The 24,954-nt window shown below is 55.7% G+C and carries 19 protein-coding genes, 1 tRNA gene and 1 pseudogene; 10 read left to right on the top strand and 11 right to left on the bottom strand.

The annotated features are described in order from the left end of the window. Positions 1-24 precede the first annotated feature (24 nt). Entirely contained in the window at positions 25-684 is a 660-nt protein-coding gene (locus AC0V61_RS04095) for an ankyrin repeat domain-containing protein (protein ID WP_486155999.1), read from the bottom strand. Positions 685-818: 134 nt separating this feature from the next. Here AC0V61_RS04095 and AC0V61_RS04100 point away from each other — a divergent pair, with 134 nt between their 5' ends. The 7 genes and pseudogenes from AC0V61_RS04100 (at position 819) to AC0V61_RS04130 (ending at position 5,563) form a co-directional block, all read left to right on the top strand. Next, complete coding sequence (locus tag AC0V61_RS04100; RefSeq protein WP_486156000.1) at positions 819-1,448, top strand: SCO family protein; 630 nt, start codon at positions 819-821, stop codon at positions 1,446-1,448. After that, positions 1,436-1,906, top strand: coding sequence for a YcgN family cysteine cluster protein (locus AC0V61_RS04105; RefSeq protein ID WP_486156001.1), 471 nt, complete (start codon positions 1,436-1,438; stop codon positions 1,904-1,906). The genes AC0V61_RS04100 and AC0V61_RS04105 overlap by 13 nt, the downstream gene beginning before the upstream one ends. Positions 1,907-1,909: 3 nt before the next feature. Further along, complete coding sequence (locus AC0V61_RS04110) at positions 1,910-2,647, top strand: M48 family metallopeptidase (RefSeq protein WP_486156002.1); 738 nt, start codon at positions 1,910-1,912, stop codon at positions 2,645-2,647. A 76-nt stretch (positions 2,648-2,723) separates the two neighbouring features. Then, positions 2,724-3,371, top strand: a complete 648-nt coding sequence (locus tag AC0V61_RS04115; RefSeq protein WP_486156003.1) for a DUF4402 domain-containing protein — start codon at positions 2,724-2,726, stop codon at positions 3,369-3,371. A 57-nt stretch (positions 3,372-3,428) separates the two neighbouring features. Next, positions 3,429-3,947: a hypothetical protein gene (locus AC0V61_RS04120; protein ID WP_486156004.1), complete on the top strand. Its 519-nt coding sequence runs from the start codon at positions 3,429-3,431 to the stop codon at positions 3,945-3,947. Between the two features lie 32 nt (positions 3,948-3,979). Continuing rightward, a pseudogene (gene ribD, locus AC0V61_RS04125) lies at positions 3,980-4,926 on the top strand (bifunctional diaminohydroxyphosphoribosylaminopyrimidine deaminase/5-amino-6-(5-phosphoribosylamino)uracil reductase RibD). 13 nt (positions 4,927-4,939) lie between these two features. Beyond that, a complete protein-coding gene (locus tag AC0V61_RS04130) occupies positions 4,940-5,563 on the top strand; it encodes a riboflavin synthase (RefSeq protein ID WP_486156005.1) in 624 nt (207 codons plus the stop codon). 76 nt (positions 5,564-5,639) lie between these two features. On the opposite strand, the gene AC0V61_RS04135 is transcribed toward AC0V61_RS04130, so the two are convergent. The 3 genes from AC0V61_RS04135 to AC0V61_RS04145 form a co-directional block, all read right to left on the bottom strand. Next, entirely contained in the window at positions 5,640-9,218 is a 3,579-nt protein-coding gene (locus AC0V61_RS04135; RefSeq protein WP_486156006.1) for a beta strand repeat-containing protein, read from the bottom strand. 189 nt (positions 9,219-9,407) lie between these two features. Beyond that, positions 9,408-10,373 carry an OmpA family protein gene (locus tag AC0V61_RS04140; RefSeq protein ID WP_486156007.1) on the bottom strand — a complete coding sequence of 322 codons (966 nt, stop codon included), beginning with the start codon at positions 10,371-10,373 and terminating at the stop codon, positions 9,408-9,410. A 468-nt stretch (positions 10,374-10,841) separates the two neighbouring features. Further along, positions 10,842-11,768, bottom strand: coding sequence for a hypothetical protein (locus AC0V61_RS04145; RefSeq protein ID WP_486156008.1), 927 nt, complete (start codon positions 11,766-11,768; stop codon positions 10,842-10,844). A 309-nt stretch (positions 11,769-12,077) separates the two neighbouring features. Between AC0V61_RS04145 and AC0V61_RS04150 the strand changes: the two genes are divergently transcribed. Then, positions 12,078-12,356 (top strand): hypothetical protein, encoded by a 279-nt coding sequence (locus tag AC0V61_RS04150; protein WP_486156009.1) that lies wholly within the window; start codon positions 12,078-12,080, stop codon positions 12,354-12,356. 766 nt (positions 12,357-13,122) lie between these two features. Here AC0V61_RS04150 and AC0V61_RS04155 read toward each other — a convergent pair. The 3 genes from AC0V61_RS04155 to AC0V61_RS04165 form a co-directional block, all read right to left on the bottom strand. Next, positions 13,123-14,310, bottom strand: a complete 1,188-nt coding sequence (locus tag AC0V61_RS04155; RefSeq protein ID WP_486156010.1) for an amino acid aminotransferase — start codon at positions 14,308-14,310, stop codon at positions 13,123-13,125. 69 nt (positions 14,311-14,379) lie between these two features. Continuing rightward, positions 14,380-15,078, bottom strand: a complete 699-nt coding sequence (locus AC0V61_RS04160; protein WP_486156011.1) for a DUF1134 domain-containing protein — start codon at positions 15,076-15,078, stop codon at positions 14,380-14,382. Continuing rightward, on the bottom strand, positions 15,002-15,565 hold the full coding sequence (locus AC0V61_RS04165) for a hypothetical protein (RefSeq protein ID WP_486156012.1): 564 nt from the start codon (positions 15,563-15,565) through the stop codon (positions 15,002-15,004). The genes AC0V61_RS04160 and AC0V61_RS04165 overlap by 77 nt, the downstream gene beginning before the upstream one ends. A gap of 318 nt (positions 15,566-15,883) precedes the next feature. Here AC0V61_RS04165 and AC0V61_RS04170 point away from each other — a divergent pair. Together AC0V61_RS04170 and AC0V61_RS04175 are read left to right on the top strand one after the other, a co-directional pair. Further along, positions 15,884-15,974, top strand: a tRNA-Ser gene (locus AC0V61_RS04170). A 253-nt stretch (positions 15,975-16,227) separates the two neighbouring features. Next, positions 16,228-17,739, top strand: a complete 1,512-nt coding sequence (locus AC0V61_RS04175; protein WP_486156013.1) for a DNA cytosine methyltransferase — start codon at positions 16,228-16,230, stop codon at positions 17,737-17,739. Here the strand turns inward: AC0V61_RS04175 and AC0V61_RS04180 are convergent. The 4 genes from AC0V61_RS04180 to AC0V61_RS04195 are packed head-to-tail and all read right to left on the bottom strand — an operon-like array spanning position 17,736 to position 24,917. Continuing rightward, entirely contained in the window at positions 17,736-19,814 is a 2,079-nt protein-coding gene (locus AC0V61_RS04180) for an AIPR family protein (RefSeq protein ID WP_486156014.1), read from the bottom strand. The genes AC0V61_RS04175 and AC0V61_RS04180 overlap by 4 nt on opposite strands. Continuing rightward, complete coding sequence (locus tag AC0V61_RS04185) at positions 19,807-20,793, bottom strand: PD-(D/E)XK motif protein (RefSeq protein WP_486156015.1); 987 nt, start codon at positions 20,791-20,793, stop codon at positions 19,807-19,809. The genes AC0V61_RS04180 and AC0V61_RS04185 overlap by 8 nt, the downstream gene beginning before the upstream one ends. Further along, complete coding sequence (locus AC0V61_RS04190; RefSeq protein WP_486156016.1) at positions 20,786-23,485, bottom strand: Z1 domain-containing protein; 2,700 nt, start codon at positions 23,483-23,485, stop codon at positions 20,786-20,788. The genes AC0V61_RS04185 and AC0V61_RS04190 overlap by 8 nt, the downstream gene beginning before the upstream one ends. Next, the gene (locus AC0V61_RS04195; RefSeq protein WP_486156017.1) at positions 23,478-24,917 is read right to left on the bottom strand and encodes an ATP-binding protein; all 1,440 of its coding nucleotides are present in this window, start codon (positions 24,915-24,917) and stop codon (positions 23,478-23,480) included. Before AC0V61_RS04195 ends, AC0V61_RS04190 begins: the two co-directional genes overlap by 8 nt. Positions 24,918-24,954 lie beyond the last annotated feature (37 nt).

The following is a 24,954-nucleotide window of genomic DNA, read 5'->3' on the forward strand; positions in this document are numbered from 1 at the left end:
TGGAGGGTGTCCTAATGGGAGGTCTTAGAATGAAGGGCCGTATTGCTTGGGCTTTTCCTTGCCTTCGCGCTCTTTATCCGCCTCTTCAAATTCGCGCAGCAGAAGTGTGTTGGAAGTCAGGCGCAACATATGGTCACGCGCAGAACGCCCGGTGTTATCATTCACATCTGGATCAGCGCCGTCTTTCAAAAGCTGCCGGACAAGCGGCACATTGCGTTGGTGCACCGCCGTCATCAAAGCGGTTTCGCCCTGAGCGTCGGCGGCATCAACATCCGCGCCGCCTTTAAGAAGCTCTTCCACACCCTCGATATGGTTCAACCGAACCGAGATTTGCAGCGGGGTGACGCCTTTACGGTCAGCGATATTGGGATTGGTCCCTTTTTGCAGGAGAAAGCGGATCCACAAGGTATCACGGCGAAGCGCCACAATGTGAAGGCCTGTCTCACCGGTCGTAATGTCGCGCGTATTGGCAAGCTGGGTTCCCGGCTCGCTCAACATATCGGTCGCCTCGTTGCCATCACGGTCTTTGACCGCTTTGAGAAACTTATAGCCTTCCGACTGACCTTGCGCCGCGACCGGTTCAAGCCCTGCAAAAGCGAGAGTCGCAGCGCCCGCGCCAACAAACAGCGCGGCAAGTGCCATCGTGGCAATCCGCAATTTCGACCCCAAATTGAAGATACTCACCAATCCCACGCTTTCCACCTTTCGTAATTCCTGCCAGAATTGTGAAATCTGGCCTCGTTCAATCCGCACTCCCGCAATATAGGGAAGTTCCCGAGCGTTTCACGCCTCAATGTTAGATAGGCAATTAGCAGACCATGAACACCCCCGCCAAGCCTTCTGGTTTAACTGGTTCAACACCCCCGCTGTTTGCGTTCGCTTTGGCGTGCAGCCTTGCTTTGGGTGCCTGCGGCCCAGCCGAGATCGACTACGGCGAACCCCCGCTTACCGGGGCCTCAATCGGCGGCGATTTTGAGCTCATCGACAAGAATAGCCAGACCGTGCGCTGGGATGATTTTCAAGGGCAATATCGCATTGTCTATTTCGGTTATGCCTATTGCCCCGATGTGTGTCCAACCGATGTGCAGCGCACGATCCAAGGGCTTAATCAGTTCTCTGAAAAAGAGCCTGAGCTGGGAGCCAAAATACAGCCGATCTTCATATCTATCGACCCAGAGCGTGATACGCCGCAAGTGGTCGGCGAATTTGCCGATGCGTTTTCAGAAGACCTCATCGGGCTCACCGGCACGCCAGAACAAATTGCGGCAGCGGCCAAGGCCTTTGCGGTCTTTTATTCAAAAGAGCCGCCTTCTGAAAACGGCGGTTATTTGATGACCCATTCCGATATTGCTTATCTGTTTGGGCCCAGCGGTGAACCCTTGGCGACTTTGCCTAAGGATTTGGGGGCTGAGGCCGTGGCCGAGGAACTGGCGAAATGGGTGAAGTGAGCGCTCCTCTTTCCTCCAGCCCCTCTTTGCGCGACGCCTTTTGGGAGCTGCCTTTAGCGCAGCTCAACCGCGCGGAATGGGAGGCGCTTTGTGATGGGTGCGGGCGGTGTTGCCTGCATAAGATCGAAGATGCTGACACTGGCGCGATTGAAGACACCAATGTCGCGTGCAAGCTGCTTGATTGCCAAACCGCGCAATGCTCAGATTACCGCAATCGCAAAGCCTTTGTGCCTGATTGCCTGCGCCTCACGCTGGCCATTGTCGAAGACGTGCCATGGCTTCCCAAAACCTGCGCCTATCGCAGACGCGCAGAGGGCCGCGCGCTTCCCAAATGGCATTACCTGTTGACCGGCAACCGCGAAGATGTGGTGCAAGCAGGCATCAGCGTTGCAGGCCGCGTGATCAGCGAAGATGACGCAGGGCCCCTTGAACACCACATTGTCGAGTGGGACAGATAGGCCGTGCTCGATTGGCTTAAACCCTCCCAGATGGAGCCTGAGATCGACCTTGGCGGAACGAGCGTTCCCATCACCCTCAAGCGCCACCCAACCGCCAAGCGGCTGACCATGCGCCTTGCCCCTGATGGGAGCGAGGTGCGCATCACTATGCCGCGCTGGGCGCGCACCGGGGAAGCAATCGCCTTTGCCAATGCGCGAGCCGAGTGGTTGGCACAGCAACACGCCAAAATCCCGCGCCGCACTGCGCCCGGCCCCGGTAGCACTGTCCGGTATCGCGGGCGCAATGTGCAGGTCGAATGGGACAAGGCCGCGCCCCGAAAGCCCAACTTGCAAGGCGACCAATTGATTGTTGGGGGGCCAAAAGAAGGCTTGGAAACCCGCCTCCAACGCTGGCTCGAGGCCCAAGCGCTTGGCCTGTTCGAAAAAGACGTCGCCGATTATACCACTGCTGCCTCGCTTGACGCGGTGCCCGTTGGACTATCGCGCGCGCACAGGCGTTGGGGCAGTTGTTCGGACGGCGGGGCATCGGGCACAAAACGCATCCGGCTCAACTGGCGGCTTATCCAAGCCCCTGATTATGTTCGCCGTTCAGTGGCCGCGCATGAAGTCACGCATCTTGTCCACTTTGATCACAGTCCTGCATTCCACGCGCTTCTTGGGACAATTTATGAGGGCGATATCAAAGTCGCGGATCGCTGGCTCAAAGACAATGGGCGCGGCCTTTACATCCAATTTGGATGAAGTCGACGCTCAGTAAAGCGTGCCCACAGTACTTCGCCGTAGGCTTTCGTTAACCCCATCCACTTACATTACAGTCATGTTTCGAGCGGTCACCTCTTGGTCCTTGCGAATTGGCATCATCTTTGGTGCAGCTGTGCTGGCTTTGGCTGGCATGGCTGCACCATCGATGGTGTCACCGCTTCAAGCCCAAGGCAATTGCCCCAATTGCGACCTGCCTCCTGGATGCCGCGGAAACGGAAATGGCAACAACAACGGCAACGGCAACGGCAACGGCAACGCTGGCGGAAACGGCAACGGAAATGGTTTGGGCCGGCCCAATTGCGAGCGGCTTACTCTCACGATCGAAAGCGATATCGACTTTGGCCGCATCGTCCTTCTGGGCGATGGCGAGGGGCGCGTGGTGCTTGATCTGGCTACCGGCAAAAAGACCCTGATTGGCGATGTCGATGACCTGGGCGGAATGCCGTTTACAGGTAAAGCGATCGTCACAGGTGCACCCTTTCAGCAAATCATGATCAGCCTACCGCGCGAGATAACCATGCGCGATGGCAGGGGCGGCAATGCCCTCATCCGTGATTTTGTCACCGATGTTGACGCCTTCCCCATGCTCGATAGCTATGGGCAATTGGAGTTCCGCTTCTCGGCCACTCTTGTCCTTGCAAGCAAACAGCAATCAGCCGGAAACTTGCGCGCCAGCATCCCGATCAGCGTCGAGTATCCGTAAAGCCGCATCGCAAGCCACTGGCGCATCCGTGCCTCACCGCCTATATTGCGACGTGTCATGAGCCGTCTTGCAAAATCACGCTTTAATCCAGCGCCCGGGATCCTCGATTTCTGGCATGAGTTTCGCAAACCCAACCCTTGGCGCTTGCCCATTTTGCTTGTCTCGATGGCGCCTTTTGGGATGATATTCTGGTGGCTGTCAGGCGAAACCGTCTACAAGGCCCCCGAACGCCCCACGATCACCTATATCACCACATTCGACCCTAACCGGACGGATGAGGAGATCATTGCCTCCAACATCGCCAACCAAGAGATGAAAGAGCTTCGCCAGGCCGACAGAGAGGCGCGCGCTGAACGCAAGCGAGAGCTCTACAAAGCGCTCGGCGCAGCAGCCGGGATGGACGTTGAGGAAATCGACCGACGCGGACGCGAGGCGCGCGAGGCTCAGGCCGCAGAGCGCGAGGCATTCCTGAACCAGTCTAGTGATGGTGCAGAAAGGGCTGGCTCTGAGGGAGCTGATGCGAATGCGGATGCCGATGCCGATGCTGATGCCGGTACAGACAGCCCGACGCCTTAAGCATGGCGGCCCAGATTAGCGACACAGATTGGATGGCAGCCACCGCAAGGCTCGCCGCACGCGCCTATCCCTTGTGCCGCCCCAATCCCGGTGTGGCCGCAATCCTTGTAAAAGATGGCCGGGTCGTCTCGCGCGGGGTCACGCGGCCCAATGGACGCCCTCACGCAGAGGCTTTGGCGCTTGAAAGCCTGGGCAATCAAGGCGCTAAAGGCATGACCATGTATGTCACGCTTGAACCTTGCGCGCACACATCACAGCGCGGGCCTTCCTGCAGCGACCTTTTGGTGGCAGCGCGGCCCGACCGGGTTGTCATCGGACAGCTTGACCCTGACCCGCGCACCAATGGCGCTGGGATTGAACGGATGAGAGCGGCAGGCATTGAGGTCGTGCTGCTGGACGATGATGCCTCGCGCGCGAGCCTCAAAGGGTTTCTCAGCCGCGAAACCATGGGGCGACCTTTCGTAACGCTCAAACTTGCGACCAGCCTTGATGGGCAGATCGCGTTAGCAGACGGGACCAGCCAATGGATCACCGGGGAACAGGCACGCGCGCACGTCCATGCACAGCGGGCAAGACAGGACGCAATCCTTGTGGGCGGGGGCACGTGGCGGGCTGATAAACCCCGGCTTGATGTGCGCTTGCCCGGCCTTGAGGACCGCTCGCCAGAGCGCGTGCTTCTCACCCGCGGCGTTGCCCCTGATGGTGTTCGGGTGATCAACAAACCTGCACAAATCAGCACTCTTGCAGGCACACAGACCCTCTATCTTGAGGGGGAGCCGAGGCGGCGGCAAGCTTTATTCGCGAAGACCTGGTCGATGAACTGCACCTCTACCGCGCGCCGATTGTCATCGGGAATGGCAAAGCTGCGCTTGGAGACATAGGCCTTGCCTCTCTTGCGCAGGCTCATGACCGATGGAGCCTTACGCAAACGCGCCAGCTTGGCAGCGACACATTCACCCTCTATCGGCGTGAGCGGTAATAGGAGTTCCTCAATGTTCACTGGTATCGTCACCGCCATCGGCACCGTTTCTAAGGTAGATCAACGCGGCGATTTACGCCTGCGGATCACTGCGCCCTTTGACCCGGCGCGCATCGATATCGGGGCATCCATTGCGTGCTCGGGCGTATGCCTGACCGTGGTTGCCAAAGGCGGCGAGGCAGGGGATGCCTGGTTCGACGTCGATGTATCAGGCGAAACCGTTAGCCGCACCCACGCTGGCATGTGGGAAGAGGGCGCAAAGCTCAACCTTGAGCCCTCGCTTCGCCTTGGCGATGAACTTGGCGGGCATATTGTGACGGGCCATGTCGATTGCGTGGGCGAAGTGGTTTCAGGCGAGGTGATTGGCGACAGCTGGAAGCTGATCATCCGTAGCCCCCAGGAGATGGCCCCTTACATCGCGGGCAAAGGTTCGATCACAGTCAACGGCGTCTCGCTCACCGTGAATGAGGTTCACGACCAAGCAGACGGGTCATGCGACTTTATGCTCAACATCATCCCGCACACCGCCGAAGTCACCACTTTGGGTGAGCTCAAAGCGGGGAGCCAAGTCAATCTCGAGATCGACGTCCTCGCGCGGTATCTGAAGCGGATGCAGGGGCTTGCTGCGCAGAATTAAGCCCAACACCAGACACGCAAAAGGGGCGGGAAAGCATCAGCCTTCCCGCCCCTTTTTGTGTCGCTTACTCGCTGAATTACTGAGTGACAGTAACCGAGTTGCCCGTACCGCTCTGCGTGACGCCAGAGACGTTGCCGTCGCTGGTCTGTGTGACGGTTGCAGTGTTGCTTGCGCCGCTCTGCGTGATGATGCTGGCGTTTAGATCACCGTCCTGGAAGAGCTCAGCAAACTGGCTGTCGCCTGACTGAGTGAGTTCAGACACCCCGTTGTCGCCATTCTGATTGATGTCACCAAAGTTGCTGACGCCGCCTACGTTTTGAGTGACCGTCGAGGCGTTACCGTTCCCGATCTGATCGATGAAAGCCATATCACCGGTCCCAGATTGGGTCGCATCCGATTGGTTGTTGTCACCAATCTGCACAGTCGCAACATCAAGCGTTTGCGCATTGTCGAAGCCGTTTTGCAAGACCGTCGAGCGGTTGCTTACACCAGTCTGCGTGATGTTTATCGCACCTTCCTCATTCGGGCCATTAACGACGCTGGAGGATTGAACCACCTCAGCGATGTTTGATGTGCCGTTCTGATCAAGGTTAGTCGATGTACGGAACCCATCTTGCAAGATCGTTGCCGTATTGGTCGTGCCGATCTGGTTGAAAACACCGAAGTTTGAAAAACCAGTCTGGTCAATTTCGATATTATTGCCCGTACCATCCTGCGTGACAGCAGCGCCCGGAATAGTGAGGACACCGCGGATGATAGTGCCCCGTCCCGACGCAAAGCCAGGTGCGGTAACATCACCTGATTGGAAAATATCAGACACGTTGTCCGCACCGCTTTGAGTGACTTCCGCGCCCGCTGGCAAGAAGAAGGTTGTCCGCGGAGATGTGGTAACGATCGTCGAGGACTGGTTCGTTCCGGATTGGGTCACGAATGCGACGCCGAGATCCCCTGTTTGCGTCACACTCGATGTGCTGTTGTCGCTGGTTTGAACGACCTCAATCGTGCCATTCGTGCCGCTTTGTGTAGCAATCGAGGTGTTGCCATCGCCCTGTTGATCGATGTCCGCCCCGTTATCCGCACCACTTTGTGTGACGGTTGAGGCGTTCCCAAAGCCGGCGGTCAGCACGGTTGCCGTGTTATCAGCATTGCTTTGCGCGATGATTGAGCTGTTCTCATCGCCCACTTGGGTAACGGTCGCGTTTTGGCTGTCACCATCTTGTGTGATGGTGCTTTCGTTGGTGAAGATGTTGGGTGAGAGCAGGTCAAACCCTTCTTGGCTCACCGTCGCCGTGCTGTTCGTCGCGTTCTGGGTGATGGTTGAATTGTTGAACCCAAGCCCAAGCTGCGACACCGTCGAAGTTGAGCTGGCGCCAAATTGCGTAACGCGCGATTCATTGCCGTCGCCTTCTTGGCCAACGGTTGCAACGACATCCGCGCCAAACTGAGCGACTTCTGAGAAGCTGTCGTTCGAGTTTTGGTCAACGTCTGCATCGCCGTTTGCAGCGGTTTGGATGACGAGCGAAGTATTCCCATCGCCGTCTTGTCCAACATCTGCTGTGCCATTGGTGCCGTTTTGCGTGATGGTCGAGGTGTTGCCAATACCACCGGTCAGGACCGTCGCTGTGTTATCAGAAACGTTCTGAACCAGAGTTGACGCATTGCCATCACCCACTTGGGTAACCGTGGCTGTTTGATCGCTACCCGTTTGCGCAATCAAGCTCGTGTCAGTCGTGCCAGAGCCATCAAGATCAATGCCCTCTTGGTTAGCGATTGCCTCGTTGGTCGTACCCGTTTGATTGATGGTCGAGGTTGCTCCATCGCCCGACTGGACCGTCAGGGCGGTGGTCTCAGTGCCCGATTGGTTAACGAACGCCACGTTGTCATTACTTAGTGAGGATTGCTGAACCGTGATGCCATTGTTGTCACCGGACTGCACCGTCTCAGAGGTGTTTCCGTTACCAGACTGACCGATAAGGGTATTGATCTGGAGCGCCCCGCCACCGTTCTGAGTGACGATTGAGCTGTTGTCGTCGCCAGTCTGATCGACATTTGCAAAAGCAATCGATCCGGTCTGAACGACGTTTGAAAAGTTGTCATCGCCGGTTTGATCAAGGTCGGTCGTCGCAAATGTGGCGTTTTGCGTGATGAAAGAAGTGCTCTCAACGCCGGTTTGCTGCACATCAACTACGTTGTTGGCGTTGTTCTGGGTTACTTCGCTGCGGTTGTTGAGCCCGCCGTTTTGAACCACAGTCGCCTGCTGATCGGTGCCCGTTTGCGCAACGATAGAGGTGTCCTCATCGCCCAGCTGGTCCACATCCGCAGTGTTCAAAGAGCCCGCTTGAGTAACCGTGGATGAGTTCGCATCGCCATCCTGAAGGACATCGGCGTCCACATCAGTGCCGCTTTGCGTGATGCCCGATGAGTTACCAATGCCGCCGGTGACGAGCAAGGCAGTGCTTGTCGCACCCGATTGACCGACGAATGAGATGTTGTTGTCGCCCACTTGGTTGACGGTTGCCTCGTTAGTGGTGCCCGACTGGTCAACAGTGCTGGAGTTAGCCGCAAGACTTGCGTCAAGGTCAAAGCCCTCTTGCGTCACAGTTGCGACGTTGCCCGATCCGGCTTGCGTAACAGCAGAGCTGTCGAACTCACCGTTCTGGGTAGTCGTTGAGACACCATCTTCGCCGGGCTGATTGACGCTTGCAAAGCTGTCAAAGCCGTTTTGCGTGATCGTCGCAGTGTTGTTCTGGTTCGACGTGCTGGCAGTGCCGTCGCCCTGATCTTCGATGCGCGCGGTGTTGCGGTCGCCGATCTGATTGACGGTTGCAGTGTTGAGTTCAGCCGATTGGCGGATGACGGTCGTGTTATCATCGCCCGACTGGTTCACATCAACGATGTTGTCATTGTCGAGAACGCTTCCGCCATCGATGCCTTGTTGCACATCAGAGGAGTTGCCGTCGCCGCTTTGCGTGATGGTCGCGGTTTGGTCGTCAGACACATCGCCTTGAAGCAAGGTTGAGGTGTTGAAATCACCCGACTGCGTCACCGTTGCAAGGCCATCAGAGGCGCGCTGCGTTACGGTTGAGACGTTGTCGCTGCCCGACTGCACGAGGACCGTATCGTTGTCGATGCGGCTTTCCTGAGTGATGTTGCTGGTGTTGCGATCACCGGTTTGGTCGCTGTCAATCGTGCCGTCTTCGTCCGACTGAATGATGTTCGAGATGTTGTCATCGCCGTCCTGGAACACATCGGCAAAGTTGTCTGTGCCCGCTTGGTTGACGGTCGAAGAGTTGCCAATGCCGCCCTGTGTCAGCAGCACTTCCATCTCAATGCCATCCTGGATGACTGACGAAGTTTGATCATCGCCGACCTGAGTGATCTGCGCATCCTGCGTGTCGCCGGCCTGCGTTACGGTGCTGGTGTTGGTGATGCCATCGACTGTGCCGACGTCAAAACCCTCTTGGGTGACGACAACACTTGAGTTGTCGGCGCTTTGATCAACGGTTGAATCATTGCCGCCATCAGGTCCGGTTTGCGTAACGGTCACGCCGCTGCTTGAACCGGTTTGCGTAACCGTGCTCTGGTTCTGCCCAAGAGCAGGCGCTGATACTGACAAGGCAAGAATGCTCACACCGAGCAATGCGGATTTCTTCATCTGGGAACTCCCCTAACACTCCGGCGCCGAAAACAACGCCAATTCCGAAGGGCTGGTTAACACACCAGCAACCATACGCAAGTGTACTTAGACACCTTCGCGAAGTTTGTCGTTTCTGTCCCATAACGAAAAGGGCGGCCTGCATTTTTGCAAGCCGCCCTAATCCAAATATTCGAACTGGTTAGACGCTTAACGGCGCGAAATGCGGCCCGCTGCGCTGTCGTATCCATCAACACTTTTCGAAACCAGCACATTGACCGCAACGCGGCGGTTTTGCGCCTTGCCCTGCGCGGTTGAATTGTCGGCCACAGGGTTCGATTCGGACATGCCCGTAGGTGTCAGCATCCGATACGGGGCCCAGCCACATTGCTGTTGGAGAAAGTTCACCACAGCGCCCGCGCGCTTTTCAGAAAGGCGCTGGTTCAGCTCTTGGCTACCGGTGGAATCGGTGTAGCCCACAACCAGCAAAAGCGCATTGTCGATTTGGTTTGCCTGAGAGGCCGCACCGCACAGTTCAGCGCGCGCATCAGGAGACAGGCTTGAACGCCCGCTATCGAAATAGACATTGGTGGTGGATTTGACGTTGTATTGGTCGATATCGCCGAACCGGCCACGCAATTGCTCAGCGGCCTGCGCGTTCGCCTCAATCTGGGCTTCATTGCGAACAAAGCGGCCATTGGTGCCTTGGGCAATCATCAAAGCGGTTTCGTAATCGCTGCCCGAAAAGCGAATGCGCTCTGCGGCAAGACCACCGGTCCATTCGCGGGTGGAGACCTTTACAGGAAGCCCATCAAGCAGCGCGTCAAGCCCAAGGTCTTTTGACCCAAGACCCAAAAAGCCGCCTTTGGCAACGATCCGGGTCTCCTCCGTCATCGCAAGCGAGACCGCTTGGCCATCAGGGGTTGTCACCTCAACACGGTTGCCGCGGCGCGCAGACACGAAACCTTCGATCTCTGGCCCTTGTGCCAATTCTTCCAGCGCTCCTGGGCGCGGGGCGGTCACTGTGGTGAGAATGTCTGTTTGCCCGCTTGCAGCAGGTGCGCCTTGAAAATCAGGCCGCCCGTCTTGCGCGGAAACCGAAACACCGCTCAACAGCGGAAGCGAAACAGCAGCCGCAAGCAGCAGCGCCTTTGGGGTTTTTGCGTAAAATTTCATCACTTCATGCTCCTTCAAGCACGGCAACCAGCCATAACTCTTGATGCTGCATCGGCGGCAGGTTCAGTCCCTTAGTCCCAGTCCCATACGCCCTCGCGTGCATCATTGCCTTCAACAGTTACGGGCTGACATGCCCTCCCCCATTCAAAAAACGGTTAATCTGCAAATGTTATTCAATCCGTCATGCGCAATGTTCCCATGGCCCAGCGCACACAACAATCGCCACATGCCCCCCTGACCTTGCGACCAGATGAACAGGCGGGCCGTTACATTGGTTTGCACGGTTATCCAGTGGCACGCACGCGGTGAGCGGAATGGGAACATGCTCGAAGCCTTGGTCAATCGGCCATAAAACCGAGCAGCCTTGCGCAAGACAAATAGGGCGCACAAGAAAAGGGCGCGGAAGAAAGGCCCGATTGCCTCTCCCCCGCGCCCTTCGCGCTCCTAACTCATCAAAGCGGGATCAGATCACATCTGCGTGATCTCATTGACCATGCCGCTGCCTTCTTGATCGATAGTAAGGTCAAACCCATCGCCAATCTGATTGATAACCGCCCGGTTGCCCGAACCCGAAGTGGTCATATTCTGATTGATCGTCAGAGTGTTGTTATTGCCGGTCTGAACGCCCTCGGCATAATTGCTATCGCCGCCAAGGCCGGTGCCATTGTTAAACCCCTGGTCGATGAACATCGTGTTGTTGTTGCCGGTTTGCGTTGCAACAGCGACATTGCCGGTGCCGTTTTGACCAATGGCAAGAAGATTGCCCGTCCCAAACTGTGAGGCTGTCGCTGTATTGGTTCCGGCCCCTGCCAAATCACCTTGAGCGATAAAGACGGTGTTGTTCGACCCTTCCTGATCGACCGTCACCTCGTTGTTGTCATTGACCTGGAAGATATCGACATCATTGCCGCCGCCGGTGGTGTCAAAGTTCTGGCGGATTGTGGCGGTGTTGAAATCGCCATCCATGCGGATAAGCGTGTTGTTGCCGACCGCATCTGCGCCTGTTCCATTGGCAAAACCCTGGTCAATCGTCAGATCGTTGCCGCTGCCATCTTGGGTTACCAGTGCGATGTTGGTCATCGAGTTTTGCGTGATTGAGATGAGGTTGTCTGACCCGGTTTGGCGCGATTCAATACTGTTTTCACCAAGGCCGCCGGTGACGCCTTGGCTGGTGAATGTGCTGTTATTGCCGCCGGGTGCGGTTTGGCGGATTTGCACGGCTTGCGCGTTGCCTGCCTGTGTGACGGTGATCGAATTGAGCACATCTTCGACCTGAGTGATGGAAACGGTGTGATCCAGCCCCGTCTGATTGATGGTCACATCCGCCTGAGCAAGAGCGACAGAAGACGTCATGAGCGCAGCCGCCGAGGCAGCAATGAAAGTAAAGCGATGCATTGAAGAGAACCCTTTTCCTGTGGGAGACAAATCTTGCCTTTGTCTCGCCTAAGAGGGTTGCAAAGCGGGTTCATGGGCACTGAGGGATACCCCTGAGAGGGCATGGAAAATTGCCACCAATTGGGCAGGACATTGGGTGCAGGCGTGGGGGATTTGCCCAGATCTTGAGGTTAACGCTTTTGATGGCGCGCAAAATCGCCAAGCCGTCAATCGATACAAAACCGCCCGAATGCCTTTAACAGACACCCGGGCGGCAGGTTTCTCGAAACGCGCTTTTGTTAAGGAGCGCGCTCTATCTTAAGGGGTGCCTTGCGTAACCGTTGCGGTGTTGTCGTCTGCGCCATCAATCTGGCGGACTTCGGCGCGGCTGTTGATGCCAAACTGGCGGTTGAAAGCCCGCTTCAGGTTCCCCCCGATCTGTTCGATCAAACCGACACTGTCCGTGCCCGTTTGATCGGTATCGAAGAAGTGCTTTGCGCCTGCGCAGAGGCTGCAAAGGAAAGCGCTGCCGCCGAGGCAGCAACCATAAGATATGTTTTCATTTCTATTCCCCCTCAAAAGCCAGGGGATCGACAGAACAAAACATAACAATTTTGGACAAGACCATAGAAAACTCCCCAGTTCTCTTAGACTAAAGTGATCAGGGAATTGCACGTCCCTCTCATCGCTTTTCAATAGCGATTCTTTCATCACCAGTTAGCCAACTGGCCTAACTTTCACCTTTTGGCCAATCGCGAACCACTTTCCTACTTGGGCCTAATTGTGCCTTGTTCACTTTCATGCCTTCGACACAGTCCAGAAAGCCTTGCTCTGCTCGCTCGCGCCCGCCTGCATTTACGCCCGTGCAGTTGCGTGGGCGACGCGATGGGTGGAGCTTGGCGCTCCAATGCGCCTTCCTTGCCAAGCTCTATGCAACAGGGTCGGTTGCCGCCGCCGCCAAATCGGTCGGGCGCAGCCGGGCGAGCGCTTACAAGCTGCGCGGGCGGCGGGGCGCGGAGAGTTTTGCGAGGAGCTGGGACAAGGTGCTTAGCGGACCTACAAAGCGGGGAAGCCCGCGCGCAAAGACACGCCGCGTGCCCGATTGGCGAAAGTTGACACATCAAGAGCTGTTTTGGCGCTTTCAGGTCGGGTTCTTGCGGCCCGTAATCTATCGCGGCCGCATGCGCTCGATCGCGCAAAAACCTGATAATTCAGCGCTTTTGCGGCTGTTATCGCGGCTCGATAGTGGGCACGGTGGTCCAGTCCATGCAGGCGCAGACAAGCAGCCACAAAGTTTTGAAAAACCCCCGCTTCGGTGTTCCAGTCCGAAAGCCGTGCACCCACCGCCAATGAGAGGAGGTGCCAGCCCCTAGGCTTAGCCCGTAACCTCAGCAATCGCACCGATGAACTTGTCGATATTGTCCATGGTAAGCCCCGCAATGTTGATACGGCCAGAGCCTGCCATGTAAATGCCGTGCTCTTCGCGAAGCTGCACAACCTGCTCTTTGGAAACGGGCAGAGTGGAGAAAAGACCGTTCTGCGTCGCAAGCGGGGCAAGGTTCACAGAGCCCTGCTGACCCGCTTCGCCCAGATACTCGCGGACCTGCCGCATACGGCTACGCATTTGCTCAAGCTCGTCGAGCCAGCTTTGCGTCAGTTCAGGATCGCGCAGGATCACGCGAACGGCAGCTGCACCATGGTCAGGCGGCATCGACCAGCTCGCGCGCGCCAAAGCGTTGGCGTTGGAGAAGGCCTTAGCGAGAGTTGCCGTTCCCGCCTCGCCCTTCTCGGCGAGGATGTAGAACGCGCCAACCCGGTCGCGGTACATGCCAAAGTTCTTGTCGCAGCTGTAAGCGATGAAAGCTTCAGGCACCTTGGCAAGGACGGAGCGCATGCCAGCCGCGTCCTCTTCCATACCAAAGCCAAGGCCTTGGTAAGCGGTGTCAATAATCGGGAAGGTGCCGGACGCGACAAGCGCGTCGCCAATCGCCTCCCAGTCAGAAGGAGAGTAATCAATGCCCGTCGGATTGTGACAACACCCATGGATAAGAACAGCTTCACCCGGCCCCGCACCATTGATCGCGGCAAGCACGGCCTCGACATTGGCGGTGCCATCAGCATTGGCGTGATCAAAAGCCTGCCACTCAAGCTCAACATCCTTGATGATCTGAGCATGGTTGGGCCAGCTGGGCGTGCCCATATGCAGCTTGGTGATACCCATATGCTTGGCGAGAGCGATGGCCAAGCGAACAGCGCCCGTACCACCCGGCGTCTGCATCCCTTCAAGTCGCCCGCCCATCGTGGCGTCCGAGCCGAAGATGTACGGCATCAGAGCATGGACAAAGCCCATATCGCCCTCTGGCCCAAGGTACGACTTGCTATCCTGATTATCGACCAGCCACTGTTCAGCGCCTTTGATCGCGCCGAAGACGGGCGTGTCACCTTGCCCTGTGCGATACACACCAACGCCAAGGTCGATCTTATCGCCGCGCGTATCGGCTGCGTAGAGTTTGATCAGCGCCAGAAGCGCGTCGGGGGCTTGTTCTTGGAGTCTTTCGAGCATGGGAAAGCCTCATACTCACGACGCGCAAAGCTGCAACCACCTTTACGTATGCACCGGGTCAAAGCGTGCTTAGAACGGCAACCAGCGGTGCTTCTTGGAAAAGCGCATATAGCCTGCGTTTACGCCAAGCCGCAGCCCTGCCCCCATGCGGATGGGGATCAGCACAACGTCGCCGCGCCGCACGTAACTCGCGTGCAAGCCGCCCACGAGATAGGCCTGACCCTCACCCGCAGGATAGCGTTTGAACAGGTCTTCGGTGTCGAACAGGTTGTAGACGAGGACGAAGGTGTTGCCTGCATTGGCGCCTGCATCAAAGCCAAGCGATGGCCCCGTCCAGTACACTTTCCGCTCGCCTTCAACCTTGTGATAGAGCGTGCCAGAACCATAGCGCGCACCAAAGATGAACGCACCGCCCGCTTCGCGCCCAACGATGTATCCATTGGGCTCACCTTGCTTGCGAAGAAGGTCCTCAATCATGCCTGCAAGACCTTTTGCGCCCTTACCAAAGACACCTTCGGCAGCGCCAATCAGATCGTCCTGACCGTATGTGCGAGTATCGCCAGCCGCGTTGGCCAGCGCCTCTCCTTGGTTCGGATTAACCCAATCGGGCCCCAATTCTCCCGTAGCAGGCTCTCCCACCCCGGCCCCATTCAGCGCAGGGTCGCCAATGGCAGGTTGACCAATAGCGCTCTCACCGCACTGGAGCCCAATTGCGCCCTTCCCAGTTCTGCTCGCTCCAATTCTGAGCTCCAGGATCACCGTTCTCATAGCCTGCAAACTCACCGGTAAACCCGGGCTGAGCACGCCCGTTAATCGTCGCGCCCTCTCGGACAGAAGGAGGCATTCCGGTAACCGGATCAAGCGCTGGTGCATTGGCGAAAGCGGGCGCTGTTCGGATGCCTTGCTGTGCAGGGCTCGGGACCGGGTTAGTGGCCGGATTAGAGGTTGGAATGGCGGCGGAAACAGCGCCAACATCTGCCTCGCCCTGATCAAACGCGGGTCGATCAAACGCGGGTCGATCCAGCGCAGATTGACCGGTCTCAACAGCACTGCGAGCAGCGCCAGAAACCTCGCGCGGGGCAACATTGTCAAACGCTGCATCCGGATCAAGGGTTTCAAGCTCTTGTGCAAAGGCAGGCACGGAAACGCTAGCCGATGCCAATCCGATTGCCGCAACAATCGCGCAGGCAGTCCAGTGTTTGGCAGGCTTGGGGCGTTTGTCACCTTGGAAGGCTTTGATGATGGATTTGAGCATTTCAAACACCTCTTGGATCAATCTCGCCCACAAATAGGCGGGGCGTATGGGTCCCGTGCGAGAGCAGAGTCCCAATCTTTGCGGCCATCAATGCTGCGTCGGCCAAGCGAATCGAAAACGCGACGAGCGGTGGCAGACCGAGGGGGTATCTTGCATCTCTTAAGGCCTTGGCCCCAAGCTTTGAGCCTTATTCCTAGTGGTGTTTACGCAGGCTGTTCCGGGCATACAGATGCAATTCATGCATTTTGACCTCTTGCCGCCCATGATTGGTGCGACTATAGCCCGCGACCACAGCCAACGCAGACACATGCGTCGTGCGGAGACGTGGGTGAGTGGCTGAAACCAGTTCCCTGCTAAGGAACCATACCCACTACGGGTATCGAGGGTTCGAATCCCTCCGTCTCCGCCACTTTTCGCTGATTTCATTGAGCTAATTCCTACTGTGTGGCGAAGTTCCCATAATAGCTCCCCGATGGAGCAGGTGCTGTCAGCGGACACCAACGGGCTCATAGAGATTGAACTTGGCAACGTATGTTCACAGGCAATCAGATTAAGAGTAACGTAAAGGCAATCGCCTGAGTTCATCCCCAATCCGAGCTCTTTTGAGTAGTTGACGCCAATTTGGGCTTAGTCGTGAGAGTGAGTCCTGGTATTAGACCGTTATGAAGTCGAAGCAGGTCTTTCGTACAATCGATCTTTTTGCCGGACCTGGCGGCCTTGCCGAGGGTTTTGCAACTGCGTCAGGTCCTGTAAAATTCGAGATCGACCTTTCCGTTGAGATGGATCCTGGGGCCTTTGCCACTCTTCAATTAAGGAGCTTCTACCGCAACCTCGAAAACAACGCTCGGTCAGACTATTATAGTTTCGCCAATGGTGCCATCTCGCTTGAGGAGCTTCTTGACCGACACCCTTCGGTCTGGGCCCGGGTTCAAGCTGAAACGGCCATGCTTGAGCTTGGAAAACCCCAAGACGACCATGCGCTCGACAATCGGTTGAATGAAATTCTCAAGGATACGACAGACAACATTGTCATCATAGGCGGCCCTCCTTGCCAAGCCTATTCGCTAGTTGGCCGTGCACGGAACGCGGGGATCAGTGACTACGACCCAGAGCAGGACAAGCGTCACTTCCTTTTTAGGGAGTACATCCGAATAATTGAAAAGGTCCGCCCCAAGGCATTTGTGATGGAGAATGTGAAAGGGCTCCTTTCCTCTTCTGTTTCGGGAGGTCCAGTCTTCGATCTTATACGGAACGATCTCACCAATGCAGCTGGGGCGGACAGCTACCAGCTTTTTTCGCTCTCGCCGACGCCGGACGATGCAGGCTATTTGCTTCGGGCTGAAGAGCATGGGGTGCCTCAGGCGAGGCACCGTGTGATCATTGTTGGACTGCGCCAAGACGTCGCCGCTGGAATCGACGAGCTCGGAATTAGTTTGGCGAAGGCTACGAAGAAAGTTTGCGTCGAGGATGCCATCGCGGACCTTCCTGATCTGCGCAGTGGCCTGAGCAGAAGCGAGGACAGCTTTACGCTTTGGCAAGAGGCCGCAAAGGACGCATTTCAAACGGCGGCCTTGGCGGCTCCGCAGGGCTTTGGCTTGCGGCAAAGATTGTTGCAACACCGAAAGGCAATATCACGTACTAAAGCGCTCGGTCGCAAAGGTGGCAGCTACAGCCCCAAGCCTATTTCGGCATACGCTAGCGCTTTGCGTGATGATCTGTTGGATCGCCCTCTCAACCATGAGACTAGGGGCCACATGAGCTCCGACCTTGCGCGTTACGCCTTTTGTTCGACGTACGCGGAGATAAGGGATCGCGCCCCGACCGCGCGAGACTTTCCCGAAGCGCTCGCACCTGATCATCGCAGCTGGACTACGGGAAAGTTTGCAGACCGCTTTAGAGTACAGACTTGGGGAAAGCCATCCTCGACCGTCACGAGCCACATTTCGAAGGATGGGCACTACTTTATTCATCCCGATCCCTTGCAGTGCAGGAGCTTGACCGTAAGGGAGGCTGCCAGGCTACAGAGTTTTCCTGACAACTACATGTTCTTAGGCAATCGTACTTCGCAATACGTCCAAGTTGGGAATGCCGTACCCCCGATGCTCGCTAGGCAAATAGCCGGAACTCTCGCGAAGATACTGATACGAGAGCTGAAGCAGGATAGAGCCGCCTAGGTCATCGCTTCAACGGGAGCCCCTTCTTCTGCAAGCCGGTTAATCAAAAGCTTCATGGCATTTCGCTCTGGCCTCGACAGGCCTAGATTACCGGCTGCCAACTTATCGAGTGCCCGGTCAGACTTCTCTGACAGAAGACGCCGTTGGCTTGCATTGGCACGCACCAAATCAGCCTTGGCCACAATTGACAGAAGAACAACGTCAAGGTCAATTTCGTTGTCGATCTTCTTAGTTTCACGGCCGGACTTCTCCTGAACTTTCACATCATCGTCGCTCAAGGTGACGTGGTCTGGAAGTCTCGGCACATCAAAGTCCCTTTTCGACAGCACCTCCCAGCATGCCTGCATCTTGCAGTACTCGCCAGGGTTACGAGCAGTTGGCGGGGGATCCTTTATCGCCGATGCCATTTGAGGGGCCAGCTTCTCGAGAAACTCCTTCAGCTCGTCAGGCACATCCTGAGATGACCAAATCACGTCCCAATTCAAAGAAGCGCGCCCAAGTTGCCGAACATGATGCGTAAACCAAGCAAGAGTGTAGGTGACGGTCTGCGACTTAAATCCGCGGTCAATTTGGTACCAATCCGATTGCGCAATCATCTTGTCGGTCCACCGGAACAACAACGCCATAGAACAAGCATTTCTGAACCAGTTCTCATTGTAGTCAGTCTGCCGTGCCTTCCATCCCTTCGCGGTCTCGTTGGCGAAGTGCATGAAGCACTTTTGCGCTCCCTTCGAAACAATATCTGGACGGACACCAAAGGTAACCGTGTATTTGGCTAGGTCTGTTTTGACTATGACTTTAGCCTTCGGAAACTCGAGCTGGTACTTTCTGCGCTCGGCTTTACTCGCATAAGCCATCCCGTCGCGGTACTGGCCTCTTGCTCGCTCATAGAACCACTTCTCGCCCGCCAGCGCTCCGGCTTGAGGTGGGGCGGCAAGCACACGGGAGTACCGTTCCATCTGCAGATGGAACGGGTGGTTCGAGAAGAAATCTGCTTCCGAGATCCTATTTTGTGTGTTCGCAAATCGAGAGATGAGCGGCACGACGTCTTCAATCGATTCAGGAGGTATGACCGATAGCTTCATCTGGACATGGACGTTCTCAAGTGAGGACTTGGCTACGTCCTTCGCATAAAGGATCGAAGCAGTTGTCTGGCCACCATTCACAATCTGGAGGTTGTGGATCGAAGTGATGCCGAGCTGGCCATCTCCCAGCTGTTTCAATTCCACCCCTGAGGCTGTAGCGGTCAGCCCGTTGTTGTAGGCAAAAAACATCTCAGGTGCTTCGCGGATGGTCGTCAGAATGCCCTTGTTCACTTTAGTTCTTGCCTGAAGGTAAGTCCTTACATTCTGTTCGAGAAGCCGTGCGCCGTAGAGCCCATACACATCAGCCAGAATCCCTCCGGGTAATGCGAGGAGATAGGATTCGTAATCTCCGGAGGTAGTGAAGGCCCGCAGGCATGGAATTGCCTCACCGGCAATTCTCGTGAAATCGACCTCGATGGCTTCCGGTGCTGCCCTCGATTTTTCAATGTCAGCATATCTTGCGAGATCGAGGACGGTGTATACCACCGGAATTCCTGCCACGTCCTCAACTAGCTGCGGTGGCCTACGCGCAGCCAGTCTCGCGTTGGAAAAGAGGATAACACGCAGCCTCCGAATTGACCTTTGGTTCATGTAGATTGGATAACCAGCAGAGAAGCATTGGCTGCTGTCTTCCAGCGAGTTTATGAACTCGGGTGTGAGCGCATTCTCAAAGAAATTAGTGGCCTGCTTGAGAGCCGAGTCCATTCGTGCTGCTTGAAGGGACTGGAGATCACGCCCCTCGCGGAAGTCGCAAACGGCCAGATAGAATGTTCCACGATCAGCGTCGAAGGCATACCCATCAACCCTATAAGGCCGTGAACCTCCCTCTCTTCTGCAGTGTGCATATTCGAGATCAATGGTATCGCCATTTTCGCTAGCTGCTTCGGCAAATATCTCAAAGAATGCCTCTTCTTGGAAACTTCCACTGGCCTCCGCCTCAAGCATGACGTCTTCGCGCAGATCATCAAAGGCATTCGAAAGATCATCCATCGAACAACTCCCCAAATTTGGCTTCGAGGTCCACTACAAATTCCTGACAATCGGACACGCGAATTTTGTATTGAACCTGCTCAACACCAGGCCTGAGGTCAGCCCTTTCTATCCTCGGAAAATTGTCCCGAACCTCGTAAAACGTCCTATCGATTAAGGTCCACGTCTCCTCGTCGTACTCCGGTTTGGGTTCATAGCCCGCCGCCAACAGACCTATATTGAGAAGGTCGGATGCTGTCCCTCCCGCCTCATGCGCCAACTCGGCAAGTTCCGATGCGATGGCATTTAGCGTGCAAGATCCTGCGTCCCCGTTCGAGGCAGGAGCAATCCCCTGATTGCAGAGTAGAATACGGGCCTGAAAAGGGTCAAGCTGATCCTCTGAGGAGACTCTTATCATCCGGTCGGCAGTTGCGATCTGGGTTTTTATCTCGAAGATGGTCGAGCCGAACACAAAGTCCTGTTCATGTCGTTGGTGGCCGGTCCATGCGTGGAGAGCCGCAGTAATGCCAATACGGGGAAGAAGTGCATCTCTCAGGAAAAGAAGTTCACCGACTAACCCGATCCGCTCGTTTCTGGAGAGCAGTTTTTCCTGGCGACGTTTCAACATGTCTTGCCACCGACGAAGTTCGTCCAGCGTACGGATAAATCCATCAGCGGACTTCGATGGCGCCAACGTCTGCGTTGCGAGCATGATGCCGGTACACATGAGAGCAAAGTTTTGTAGGTCGGAGGTATCATCGAGAGTCAGCACAAGGCGCCATTGACCGCTGGGGGGCTCTTCCATCTCAACCATTATGCCCATCAACTTCGGCAGAGGAGGAGTTTCACCGGTAAGTCGATCCGCGTCGAGAAGAAACACGTAGTTTCCGCGAGTATCGCGTCCAACACGGAAATCTAGCGGATGGGCACTGTCGGCTAAAAGCACGTTTCGAGCATCAGTTTCAGTTGGCGCTGAAATAGCCTGCCATGCCTCAAGCATCCTGATCTCCTATGATCGCTTCTGCGTCGTCGTCCTCCTCCCGGGCGTATTGAAGTTCAATTTGGGCGCGGTAGACCGCGTTGACCTGGTAGGTATGCTCCCTTGCGGGTTTATGTGTCTCAGGCATACAGAACGAGAGCGTTACCGCCGGATTTCCAATTTTCAGAGTGTCATCAGATTGCTCTTTATGACCCGGGTCTTCTCGCAGTTTTGGCTCGAACACGTGAACCAGCATCATCGGTCTTTTGCGAACGCTACAAGCTGCTCGCTCCTTCTTATACTCGTCGTTAGCAAATCTCTTTTGTGCAAGTTCTTCCTGAGCCTCATCGAGCCCAATCCAAGCATCCGGCTGATCCGCCACACGGCTTCTGGCTCCATAAACCCTATAGGCTCCGTCCTTGACCATGCCCTTGTCGCGACTTCTCATGCGCACCTCTTGGCCAGCGAAAGGTACGGCGTTGCCAGACTGCTTCATGGGCAACGCGATGTCCCATTCTGACATTTCGTCGGAAATGCGATCCTGCACGTAGTCCTGAAAGAGTGAGGTGTCTGAGATCATGGCAAGATCTACATGTGGGCCGAAGTTGAACCTTCTTATCAACTCAAGGACTTGTCTGCCCCTCGCCCTCCAGGCAACATAAGACGGTGCGATCTCGACCGGCACGCCAAGTGCCTCTAAGAACTCGGTGACAAGCTCTTTGTTTTGCACACCCTTGGTCGGCTCGTTAGGAAGTGCGTGTCCTTCGATATGACGTGCCGAATAGTCCTGCGCCACGGTCAGCTTTTCGGCAGTCCGCATCTTGTTGGCAGCGGTCACACGGATGGCCAGCGGGCTCTGTCGGACCTTCAATCCAAAGTCGGCTGGCGTTCGGTTCGCCGCCTTCATGCGTTTCACTTCGCGACGCAACTCTTCCGTCGCTTCGTCGACGTATTCGTAGTGGTTGAACGACATCTGCGGGAGGTAAAGCCTACAAATATTCTCATACCCAGGCCTGTAGCCAAACCAGCGCCCCATCTGCATTAGAGTGTCGCTCGCCGCCACGTTTCTGAGCAGGTATGAAACTGTCAATCCTTCTAGAGTCAGACCGCGCGAGAGCGCTAATCCACCGATAGCAATGACGTGGAGGCCGTGTTCTCTATTGAGGCTGTAATCGAGGACGCCACCCTTCATGTTGACAGTGCGCACCTCAATGCTCTGAATGCCCTCATTCAGGCAGAGAAGCACCTCGGGCCACCCATATTCAAGAGCAGAATACTCCTTCAAAAAACTGTTCTTAAGTTCATCCATCGTTTCGTCATGTATTGTCGCTGCATCGAGCGACCCATGAACGGAGACCGCGTTTTTGAGTTCGGAAAGGTACTCATGGACATGTCCAAGAATCTGAGCTTGGATGGCATTAAACCGGCTCACGTTGATCATCATTGAGCAGTGTGCTTGTCCCTTATCTCCTAACACGCGCATTGCGCGTGTTAGGCAAAAGACTCGGATGGCATGCTTGAGACTTTCAGGAAGACCTATGACCGGGTCACCGCTCTTATGTTTAAGTGGCAGGAGCGTGTGATAGTCGGCAACTGTCTTCACCATTTCGTCTCGCAGGTCTCCGCCTTCGCGAAAAACGCGGTGAGAGCCCACATAGTTTGAAGGGGGATCAAGCGCCTTGATGAAGTTTCTGGGAAAGAGATCGTCATGCTCCATCTCTGTCGGAGAATCGGGATCTATGAAAATGTTGGCAAAAGGCGTTGCGGTGTATCCGATGTAGGCCGACCTCGGGAAGCGAGCGAGGATCTGTCGAATGATGCCGTTGATAGCTGTCGTGAGTTTTGGGTCCTTGGCCGTATTGATCGAGGCGTTGTCAGCCTCGTCATCGATCAGGAGCAGTGGCAACTCGAATCCGCCTGTTTGCTCTTGGTCGTCAATCCAAGCCTCTAGCCTTTCAAGCACCGACTTGTTCTTCTTGGTGACGAAGATCATCGGTTCTTGGTGCCCGGTTAGTCCAAAGTAGATGCCGTCCATTCCAGCCTTGAAGTCCGATTCTCTCGTCGTTCCCACTGCGGGGATCCTTCGCTCGGTTGCGAACCTCTGGATTGGCAGCGATTGCTGGGCGGCTGCGTTCGCGACCGAGATCTTGCCGATGAAGGTTTCGTCAAGGCGTTCCTGAGTCTGGGTGCGCAGGGAATTTGTGATACCTGCAAAAAGTATAATAACCCGGTATCCTGCATCAGCCGCCTTGCAGATGAGCGCCGAATAGTTTGTTGTCTTGCCCATCTGGACGTTGCCCATGACCATTCCACGAACCGCTTGGTAGGAAGGGTCGAGGGGGTCACCGCAAAGATCGAGGATTTCGTCTGTATCGGCATCTAGTGTCGCGACAACGTTCGATGGCAGCGCCCCAGTTTCGCGGTAGTACTTGCTAAGCCTGTTCCAGTAGTAGAAACGCAAGTCGGCTTTCTTTCTTGAGAGCCATCGTCGATGGCCCTGCGATATAACTGCACCACGCCTCTGGGTAACTCTAAAGCTCGCCTCAAGTTCTCTAACAATGAATTGGATCGACCCCTCATCAAGATTTGCGAAAGGGCCTCTCCGAACTGCTTCCTCGATAGCCCCCTCAGGCAACCCACCTCCGTCGGCAAGCACGTCACCATGGTCACGTTCAATGTTCAGCCGAAAGAAGGCCAGCTCCGCATCATGCATTTTTCCACCATCCCTTTTCTCGAAGGTGCTCTTCGACCAGAGTCGACTGATTACCCCACGGTTCAGTTCTCTTGAGCAGCTCCCACAGTTTTTCGAATGAACCGTCGCAATGGTTGAGAAGAGCCGGGAGGGCCGCGTCCAGCCGATCAAGAAACGCATCTCGGTCGACCAAGCTCTGGTTCAGCATTTCGGGTCTGGCTGTAAAGTCCTCGCCAATACTGATGACGGGGAAGCAGTCCTCAACGAGCGAGAGTGCGAGCCCAAATGACCGAGCCACGCTTGGATCTTGATGCTCGAGCAAATCCGAGATTAGGGGATGTTCACGATTGAGGTAGTATCTTACTTGGCCACTTCGAGCATACTTCGTCCAGACGGATGTCTGTCCGCTCGGCTGTTTGATCCTTCCTCCCCTTGATTGAAAGACCTTGCCAGACTGCCCCTTGAGACCCTTAACAATCTCCTTGAGTCTCGAGCGAAGTCCAGATGGCAACTGGGCCTCTGATTTGTCGACGGTGATTTTCCAAATCGAATCTAGGCTGTTCGGGATGTTCACTGCGATCCTGACGAGCTGCGAAAGCTCGCCATGCCGGACCAGACGGAACCATGTCCCGTGCATTATCAACCGATGCTGCCGGTAGACGTAGAAACCCTGATTTCTAACAAACCCCTCTTCGCCACCAAGTTTCTCATGTTCTGCTGAAGAAATCTTGGAAAAGTGCGGTAGGATGAAGGCTTGTACATTGAAAGACTGTCCTTCGAGCTCAAGATGTTCGACCGGCCTCGCTTGCGTAGCGGCGTGTTGACGAAGAAACGGATCTATCGGATCAAGAAGACTGTTGTTGAATGCTATTCGGAGCTTCTTTCTGACTCCGGCCTCACCCGCTAGATAACGATGGAATGTGAGCGCCAGCTCGTATTTTGCGTGTGCCAAAAGTTCGTTGAATTCTTTGCTTCTGACTTTTCCGAACTCAGAGAGACGATCGCATTTTTCCCAGATTATCTCTGTGCCATCACGCTCGAGAAGTTTGGGGTTGGCGAGGCTCTTAACTTCTGCGACATCAAGAATTCCAATGCGCCAGTCGGTTATTTCGTCGAGGTCCCAGCTTGCTCCGGCATATCTGCCGCTCTTTCTGGTTAGTACTGTCAGTTTCCTACACTGCGAAAGCGATGCAGACTTCATGCCCCATCCGAAGCGCCCGAGATCGTCGGCCGCTCGCTCATCCTCGGGATTTGCGCTGGCAGGTCTCATCGCGACGAACAGTTCATCGTCAGTCATTCCTTCGCCATCATCGAGGATACGTACAGTTGGTTCGCCCTCGTCGATCAGGCATCGGATGTCGATCTCGGTTGCCTTAGCTTTGATGCTATTGTCGAGTAAGTCGGCCAATGCGCTTGGCAGATCGTAATTGCCGAAGCTGCGAGCCGAGTTCATAAGCGCGGCTGCATCCGGTGGATTGCGTCTGTATTGA

This window comes from Erythrobacter sp. JB1-4 (genome assembly GCF_057365025.1).

Excerpts from the sequence above, each read along its gene's own strand:
- AC0V61_RS04100 (WP_486156000.1), top strand. The coding sequence starts at position 819 with ATGAACACCCCCGCCAAGCCTTCTGGTTTAACTGGTTCAACACCCCCG.
- AC0V61_RS04105 (WP_486156001.1), top strand. The coding sequence starts at position 1,436 with ATGGGTGAAGTGAGCGCTCCTCTTTCCTCCAGCCCCTCTTTGCGCGAC.
- AC0V61_RS04115 (WP_486156003.1), top strand. The coding sequence starts at position 2,724 with ATGTTTCGAGCGGTCACCTCTTGGTCCTTGCGAATTGGCATCATCTTT.
- AC0V61_RS04120 (WP_486156004.1), top strand. The coding sequence starts at position 3,429 with ATGAGCCGTCTTGCAAAATCACGCTTTAATCCAGCGCCCGGGATCCTC.
- AC0V61_RS04130 (WP_486156005.1), top strand. The coding sequence starts at position 4,940 with ATGTTCACTGGTATCGTCACCGCCATCGGCACCGTTTCTAAGGTAGAT.
- AC0V61_RS04135 (WP_486156006.1), bottom strand. The coding sequence starts at position 9,218 with ATGAAGAAATCCGCATTGCTCGGTGTGAGCATTCTTGCCTTGTCAGTA.
- AC0V61_RS04140 (WP_486156007.1), bottom strand. The coding sequence starts at position 10,373 with ATGAAATTTTACGCAAAAACCCCAAAGGCGCTGCTGCTTGCGGCTGCT.
- AC0V61_RS04145 (WP_486156008.1), bottom strand. The coding sequence starts at position 11,768 with ATGCATCGCTTTACTTTCATTGCTGCCTCGGCGGCTGCGCTCATGACG.
- AC0V61_RS04155 (WP_486156010.1), bottom strand. The coding sequence starts at position 14,310 with ATGCTCGAAAGACTCCAAGAACAAGCCCCCGACGCGCTTCTGGCGCTG.
- AC0V61_RS04160 (WP_486156011.1), bottom strand. The coding sequence starts at position 15,078 with ATGAGAACGGTGATCCTGGAGCTCAGAATTGGAGCGAGCAGAACTGGG.
- AC0V61_RS04165 (WP_486156012.1), bottom strand. The coding sequence starts at position 15,565 with ATGCTCAAATCCATCATCAAAGCCTTCCAAGGTGACAAACGCCCCAAG.
- AC0V61_RS04175 (WP_486156013.1), top strand. The coding sequence starts at position 16,228 with ATGAAGTCGAAGCAGGTCTTTCGTACAATCGATCTTTTTGCCGGACCT.
- AC0V61_RS04180 (WP_486156014.1), bottom strand. The coding sequence starts at position 19,814 with ATGGATGATCTTTCGAATGCCTTTGATGATCTGCGCGAAGACGTCATG.
- AC0V61_RS04185 (WP_486156015.1), bottom strand. The coding sequence starts at position 20,793 with ATGCTTGAGGCATGGCAGGCTATTTCAGCGCCAACTGAAACTGATGCT.
- AC0V61_RS04190 (WP_486156016.1), bottom strand. The coding sequence starts at position 23,485 with ATGCATGATGCGGAGCTGGCCTTCTTTCGGCTGAACATTGAACGTGAC.
- AC0V61_RS04195 (WP_486156017.1), bottom strand. The coding sequence starts at position 24,917 with ATGAACTCGGCTCGCAGCTTCGGCAATTACGATCTGCCAAGCGCATTG.